This is a genomic window from Synechococcus sp. R6-10, from assembly GCF_047461815.1.
Classification (GTDB): domain Bacteria; phylum Cyanobacteriota; class Cyanobacteriia; order Thermostichales; family Thermostichaceae; genus Thermostichus.
In genome coordinates, this window is record NZ_JANSHW010000087.1 from 1 (window position 1) to 7,452 (window position 7,452).

Genomic DNA, 7,452 nt, shown 5'->3' on the forward strand with positions numbered 1-7,452 from the left:
TGCCGACTTTTTTCCGGATCCCTCGCAAATGGGTCTTGCATTCCTTGCCCTGCTTGGGTTTAATAGGGGTGGGTGGAGGTTCCCCCTTCGGGGGTATCCCTAGAAATTGGGCTAGTTATACACTAGATACTCATCCCAGTACTCCCCAAAGTGGAGGTTACCCCTTCGGGGGTATCCCTAGAAATTGTGGGTTATTCGTGGTGACCGCATCGAGCGGTACTACATGGGTGGAGGTTCCCCCTTCGGGGGGATCCCTAGAAATTGGAAACCTCTGGAGGTACAGCGGACGTTGGGAGATGCCGATCGTGTTCCCCCTTCGGGGGGATCCCTAGAAATTGGAAACCCTGGGTGCTTGGGGAGTTAGGGTTTATTCATCTTCATGTTCCCCCTTCGGGGGGATCCCTAGAAATTAGAAACATTCGGGTATAATGCTGCTCGGTTGCAGATTGGGAAGTTCATTAATTTTCTCTTTTCGGAGGGATCTGTGAGGCTCCTTACCTGCTTTGGGTGTGAGCCTTGCCTTCGTGGGGGATATCTAAAGTTGCGAACTGATGTCCAGCGTCAGCCAAAGTTCGGGGCTGGGTTTGAAGGAGAGAGAGTGGAGGCACTATGAGAACCTTGCTTGCGCGTCTCGGCCTGGGGATCTTTTTGGGCATGGTTTCAACCAGGTCAGTTTCAGCAGCCGAAGCGGTCAAAGCCACCCTTGCCGGATATGCTGTGCTGCCGGCGATGAGTTTCGTGCCACCGCCCAGCGATGCCGGTTCTGGCTTTGTGGTCTCTGGCCGCTTTGCGGCGATCAACAACCAGCGGGTCGAAGAGATCGCCTCCGTCGAGGGCAAGTCCTTTGTAGATGGTCGGACTACTGGCATCTCGCTGCCCTTCGTCGGTCAGCCAATTCAAGGTTTTTCGGGGATTGAAACCCTGGCACGTGACCGCTTCCGTGTCCTCATCGACAACGGCTTTGGCAGCAAGGCAAACTCCCCGGACGCCTTGCTTAGCTTCCACGAAGTGGCCGTTGACTGGGAAAACGGCCAGGTGCGGTTGACCAAGTCGGTATTTTTGCAAGATCCCAACAAGGTGATCCCATTCCGCATCGCCAACGAATTCACGACCAGGCGCTATCTTACCGGCGCTGACCTAGACCCTGAGTCGATTCAAACCATTGGGGACTTGCACTGGATTGGCGATGAGTTTGGCCCCTACCTCATTGCCACCGACGGCAACGGCAAAGTCGTAGCCTTTTTTGAAACTGAGGTTGACGGCAAAGTGGTACGTTCCCCCGATCATCACACGGTCACCACGCCAGCGACGCCAGGTGCAGTTAACTTTGAAGCGCGGCGTTCCCGCGGCTTTGAGGGTATGGCGGCTTCTCCGGACGGACGGTTCCTCTACGCCATGCTGGAAGGCCCCCTCTACCTCGGCGAACCGCCCGCTTTGGAGACGGTGGGTGACAAGGAGGTGCTACGGATTCTGGAGTTTAACGTCGAGGAACGCAAGTGGACGGGCAAGAGTTGGAAGTATCCGCTTGAGGTTGCCGGCAACAACATCGGCGACTTCAATATGATCGACGCCACGCGGGCTTTGGTGATTGAGCGGGACAGCAACGAAGGGGATCCCCGCCTTGCGTGCAAGGGAGAGCAGAAAACGGATTGTTTCCCGAAAGCTGCCGAGTTCAAGCGGGTTTATTTGATTGACTTAGCTCAGGCAGACAGCGCCGGCCTGGTCAAGAAGGTGGCCTACATTGATCTATTGGACATTGCCGATCCAAAAGGCATTGGCAAGACGGCCACAGTGGATGGGCGCTTTACTTTTCCATTTGTAACCATCGAGAATGTGGACGTCGTTGACGATCAACACATCGTTGTGGCCAACGATAACAACTTGCCCTTCTCGGCTGGCCGTTTGCCAAACGCTGCAGACGCCAATGAGTTTATTTTGTTGAATGTGGGCAACTTTTTCACTCTTCGCTAAGTAAGAGGCGGATCCCTTCCCATGGGCAGAGTCTCGGGTACGTCCTTTCTGTTTCTCTTGAAAGGATCCTTGGAAGGGTGAGGCGGCCAGGTGTCTGGTTTGCTGGAGAACCTGCTCTCTCTTCTGGGGGATCCCTAGAAATTGGAAACGGTAACCCTGATCAGTCGTGTAAATACCAGGGTTGGTGTTCCCCCTTCGGGGGGATCCCTAGAAATTGGAAACTGCAGTATAATGAGTACTCATCAGCATTTGTGAACGTAAGTTCCCCCTTCGGGGGGATCCCTAGAAATTGGAAACGATAGGGGGGGTACACTAGGAGTGTAGTCAATGGAGTGTTCCCCCTTCGGGGGGATCCCTAGGAATTGGAAACTCCCTACCGACGTGGCGAACGGCTGCCTATGGTCTGACTGGTTCCCTGTCACTCCTACGTAAAAGGTGGCGAGCTGCTGATGACGATTGAGCACTTTCTCTTGGAAGACGCGCTCACGTTGCATGAGCAGATGCAAGAGCTGGACACCATACTGAAGCGTCTGGCCAGACTAAACGGCGCTATTGGTTAGCCAGCGACAAATTTGCACACTTACCGAGTTCTGTCCCAGGTCAAACTGCGGGCAAACTTTGCTGCATATTTTTTCGCTGTACATGTATCTGCCTAAACCCCCCGACTACGCGGAGCGCTACGCCTATGTCAAGACTCATAAAGCCGCCCTAGCGTTGTACAATTTCCTGTCCTTAGCAGGGCTGCTGACCGCTTCCGTGCTGTTTGCCGCCCAAGCACCTTGGCTAGCTATTTACTGGCTCTACATTGCCACTTACAGTTGGTGGCTGGCCTTCTCCTACGCCGTGACGCTGGTGGCGCGACCGTTTCGGTTGAGCGAGCACGAGCGGTTGCTTCGGCGATACGCCGACGGAGCCGAGCGGGTGGACGTATTCGTGCCCAACTGCGGTGAGGACTTGGCCGTTTTGGAGAATACGTTTGCCCACGCGGCGCGCCTGAAGTGGCCGCGAGACCGTTTGCGCTTGTACTGTTTGGACGACCGGGGACGTCCTGAGGTGCGCAAGCTGGCAGAGCGCTACGGGTTTGTCTACTTGAGTCGACCCGACCGGGGCCACATGGCCAAGGCGGGCAACCTCAAATACGGGTTTACGTACAGTGCGCTGGCCGAAGGCGGCGGTGGGGACTATATTTTGGTTTTGGATGCGGACTTTGCGGTGGCGCCGGACTTTCTGCGGCAGACGGCGCCGTACCTGCGGGCCGACCCCCGGCTGGCCATTCTGCAGACGCCACAGTACTTCGACAGTCGTGACCCCCGCCTCAACCGTTTGGCCCGTGGCGCTGCCTATGTGCAGGAGCTCTTTTACCGGGTGGTGCAGACGGTGCGGGACACCTGGGGTGGGGCCATCTGCTGCGGTACCAGCGCCCTGTACCGGCGCAAGGCGTTGGAGAGCGTGGGCGGGTTTTACCAGATACGCCACTCGGAAGACGTCAATACGGGCTTTCAGCTCTTGCGCCACGGCTGGCGGATTCGCTACATTCCGCTGATTTTGTCCAAGGGCCTCTGTCCTGACCAGATGCCGGCGTACTTTGCCCAGCAGTACCGCTGGGCTTGTGGCAGTCTGTCTCTGTGCTTCTCGCGTCGCTTTTGGCTATCGCCCATACCGACGATGGTGCGCCTCAACTACTTCGGCGGGATGCTCTACTACCTCTGCACGGCCGTAGCAGTGCTGCTGACGCCCCTGCACCCGTTGGTGATGGCGTGGTTCTTTCCGCAGAACGTCCATTGGTACAACCCGGTCTTTGTGCTGCCCGCGTTTATTTACACCTTTGCCGTCGCACCGTTCTGGCACCGAGCCCGTTGGGGCCTGTATGCGCTGCGTTTGCCCGTCGTCTATAGCTGGGCTCACGCTTTTGCCCTTTGGGACTTGGCCACCGGCAACCTCATGCCTTGGCAGCCCACGGGCGCAGTGAGCAACAAGCTACGTCGCTTCCAGCGTTTCCGCTTCTGCTGCCTTGGGTACAGCATCGCCGTTACTTTGGTTACCTATGTGGGCATGGGGCGTGCTGTAGCCACCTACCCGCTCTACGATTTCTTGCCGACTGCGTTGTTAGCGACCTTTTGGCTGTGGGTCAACGCCGGCGCAGCTATCGACGACGGTAATTAACCTAAGTTGGAGCTTGGGGTATTTGAGGAGTCGTGCGTTGCTATCGACTGGCAAGGCAGTTTGGAGGTGCCGGGCAGTAAACTGCACGAGTACCCTCAGCTATCCTAAATACAGCACGACCTTAAGCTGCGAGCTGCTTTTTAGGACTATCCAACCACCATCCAGGGCTACCTGCAAGCCGCTTGCTCGTCTGCTCTGTTGCCCAAGCTCTGGGCTGCGGAGCCGGAGTTGAGCTAGGTAGAGGTCGACTTTCTAAGTTTGTCACAAGCTTAGGGTGAGGATTGACAGCTTGTGGGCGCTCTGGAGCTTAGGGTCTGGCTTTGAAGCTATTTCTTTCCTTCTTTGGGAGATCCATAGGAATTGGAAACAGTTCAAGCAAGCGCTTGAATCTAGACTTTTGTAGGTCGAAGTGTTCCCCCTTCGGGGGGATCCCTAGAAATTGGAAACTTGTTGGATCCCTTGCCGCGTTGGGTTGTATTTGTTGAGTCAGTTTCCCTGCAGTGAGGGATCCCTAGGGATGGGGAAAGGACTCAACAGCTTGCACCGGCTGGCGCGTCAGCATGCGCTTCGGGTTTTGGATGTTGCCGGTATAACCCTCAATGGCTCGCAACCTTGGGATATTCAAGTTCACGACGAGCGGCTCTACCTGCGCTGCCTGCTCTATGGATCCCTGGGCTTTGGCGAGGCCTACATGGAGGGCTGGTGGGATTGCGAGGCCATTGATGAGTTAGTTTGTCGTCTCCTAACTGCCCAGGCACCGCAGCAGGTGGGTTGGCTAACTCAGCCCTTGCTTGGGTTGGACAGTTGCCTTATCAACCGCCAGCGGGGCAAGGGGGCATTCGTCATTGGCCAGCGCCACTACGACATTGGCAACGATCTCTATGAGGCCATGCTGGATCGCCGCATGATCTACAGCTGTGCCTATTGGGATGGGGGCGCGCAAACTCTGGATGAAGCCCAAGAAGCTAAGCTTGACCTCATTGCCCGCAAGCTGGAACTCCAACCCGGCATGCGGGTGCTCGACATCGGCTGTGGCTGGGGCGGCACAGCCCAGTACCTGGCCGAACGCTACGGGGTGCAGGTTGTGGGGATTACTGTTTCCAAAGAGCAAGCCAAACTGGCCAGCGAACGCTGCCGCGGCCTGCCGGTCGAGATTCGGTTAGAAGACTATCGCCAGACCCAGGGAAAGTTTGATCGCATCCTTTCTGTCGGCATGTTTGAACATGTTGGCTACCGAAACTACCGAACGTTTATGCAGGTAGCCCGCCGCTTGTTGAACGACAATGGCTTGTTTCTTCTGCACACCATCGGCAGCAACGTGGCCTACCAGGGGCGGGATCCCTGGATTGAGCGCTACATTTTCCCCAACTCGATGCTGCCCTCGCCTCATCTGATTACTGCAGCCTTTGAGGGCTTATTTGTGCTGGAAGACTGGCACAATTTTGGGATCAATTACGTGGCCACCTTAAAAGCCTGGCACGCCAATTTCGAGCAGGCATGGCCAAAATTAGCCGACCGCTACGATGAGCGCTTTCGCCGCATGTGGCGGCTCTATCTCCTGATGAGTGCCGGTAGCTTCAAGGCCCGGGCCAGCCAACTTTGGCAACTGGTCCTCTCACCACGGGGAGTAAGTGGCGGCTATCGCTCGCTTCGGTAACGACAGTCCCAAAAGTTTGCAGGTGCCCCTGCGCCCTCGCTGAGTGGGGGTGTTATGATGAGTTTGATTATCATTCTCACTCTAGACAAGCTGAGGGATGCCCGCAGCTCTGCAGCAAATTGTTAATCGCTTCCAGAAGGCCAAGACCTCGCGGCAGAAGTATGAGCTTCTCCTAGCCTATGCCAAGCGCCTGCCACCCTTTCCCGAAGCGGAGAGGAAGGAGGAGAACCTAGTCAGAGGTTGCGCTTCGCGGGTGTGGCTGGCCACCGAGTTTAGGGAGGGCAAGGTCTACATCCAAGGGGATGCCGATGCTCAGTTGGTCAAGGGTTTGGTGGCCATTGTGGTGGAGGGGCTAAGTGGCCTAGCGCCGGAAGAGATTTTGGGGGTTTCCCCAGAGTTTGTGCGGGAGATGGGCCTCAATTTCAGCCTTAGCCCTTCCAGGAGCAACGGTCTGGTGAGCATGTTTTCGATGCTGCGGCAGAGGGCCTTGGCTTTTGGGAAGTCAGTTGCTTCCAGCTCTGCTGTCTCTGTTGTCTTGTGAGGTATTCAGGCTCATGACTGATCAAGCTAACTCTATCCGTTCGGCTCGACCGGTGCGATCGCTGGTCTCGCTGCTGGCCGCCCTCTCGGTCGGGATCCTGGGAAGCCTGCAGATGCGCCAAGAAGAGTCCCGGGCCCAGCAGGGATCCAGCCCCCCAAAGGTGGTGACCACGATTTTGCCGATAACGCAATTTACCCGTGCTGTGGCCGGGGATCGGGCAGAAGTCACGCCACTCCTTCCCCCTCAGATGGGGCCCCACGACTTTCAGGCTCGACCTGAGGAGGTTCGTTTGCTGGCTCAGGCGGATGTGCTGGTGATCAACGGGTTGGGTATGGAAACGTTTTTGGAAGGGTTGATCGCCAGCGCTGGGAACCCCCAATTGCAAATCGTTGACAGCAGCGAAGGGATCCCAACTTTGCGGGCTGAGGAGCCAGAGCATGGGCACTCCCACGGTCACGGCCATGGACACTCTCATGGACACAGTCACGGCCATTCTCACGGGCATGGCCATGGCCACTCTCATGGGCACAGCCACGGCGAGTTTAACCCCCACATTTGGCTGGATCCCAGGCGGGCCATTCAGCAGGTGGAAAATATTCGTGATGGCCTCATCTCTGTAGATCCGGCGGGGGCAGAGATCTACCAGGCCAATGCGGCTGCTTTTATCGAGAAGCTCAAGGCTTTGGATGAGGAGATCGAGCAGCGCTTGGCTCCCTTTGCCGGCAGAAAGTTTGTAGTTTTCCACAACTTTGCCCCCTACTTTGCCGAGCGCTACAACCTCAAGGCTGAGTTTTTGGTGGAGATCCCAGAGGCCAATCCTTCTCCAGAAGATGTGCGACGGGTGATGGAGACAGTGCGGGAGTCGGGCCTGAAGACCATCTTGGTGGAACCTCAGGTGGGAGACAACAACCCCTTCCAGATCTTGGCCAGGGATTTGGGGGTGGAAGTGCGGGTCTTCGATTCCATCGAGACTGCCGGCCCTGAGGGGATCGAGCCGGAATATTACCTGACCATCATGCGGCAGAACGTGGATAATCTGATCTCGGCCTTTGAGAAGGAGACGGCCTTTGTGCCGCTGAAGCTGCCCTGGCTTGGGCAAGGTTCGCTGGAACAACTACTG

Annotated in this window: 5 protein-coding genes; all 5 read left to right on the forward strand. The window is 56.6% G+C overall.

All coding sequences use genetic code 11. From position 1 onward, the window contains the following. Positions 1–609 precede the first annotated feature (609 nt). The gene (locus NW837_RS02955) at positions 610–1,971 is read left to right on the forward strand and encodes an esterase-like activity of phytase family protein (protein ID WP_414329192.1); all 1,362 of its coding nucleotides are present in this window, start codon (positions 610–612) and stop codon (positions 1,969–1,971) included. Positions 1,972–2,613: 642 nt separating this feature from the next. After that, entirely contained in the window at positions 2,614–4,134 is a 1,521-nt protein-coding gene (locus NW837_RS02960) for a glycosyltransferase family 2 protein (protein ID WP_414329193.1), read from the forward strand. Between the two features lie 517 nt (positions 4,135–4,651). Beyond that, positions 4,652–5,791 carry a cyclopropane fatty acyl phospholipid synthase gene (gene cfa / locus NW837_RS02965; RefSeq protein WP_414329194.1) on the forward strand — a complete coding sequence of 380 codons (1,140 nt, stop codon included), beginning with the start codon at positions 4,652–4,654 and terminating at the stop codon, positions 5,789–5,791. Between the two features lie 97 nt (positions 5,792–5,888). Beyond that, complete coding sequence (locus tag NW837_RS02970; RefSeq protein ID WP_414329195.1) at positions 5,889–6,332, forward strand: SufE family protein; 444 nt, start codon at positions 5,889–5,891, stop codon at positions 6,330–6,332. Positions 6,333–6,345: 13 nt separating this feature from the next. Beyond that, positions 6,346–7,452 (forward strand): metal ABC transporter solute-binding protein, Zn/Mn family (locus NW837_RS02975; protein ID WP_414329196.1); only part of this gene is annotated, 1,107 nt, incomplete at its 3' end.

Excerpts from the sequence above, each read along its gene's own strand:
- NW837_RS02955 (WP_414329192.1), top strand. The coding sequence starts at position 610 with ATGAGAACCTTGCTTGCGCGTCTCGGCCTGGGGATCTTTTTGGGCATG.
- NW837_RS02960 (WP_414329193.1), top strand. The coding sequence starts at position 2,614 with ATGTATCTGCCTAAACCCCCCGACTACGCGGAGCGCTACGCCTATGTC.
- cfa (WP_414329194.1), top strand. The coding sequence starts at position 4,652 with ATGGGGAAAGGACTCAACAGCTTGCACCGGCTGGCGCGTCAGCATGCG.
- NW837_RS02970 (WP_414329195.1), top strand. The coding sequence starts at position 5,889 with ATGCCCGCAGCTCTGCAGCAAATTGTTAATCGCTTCCAGAAGGCCAAG.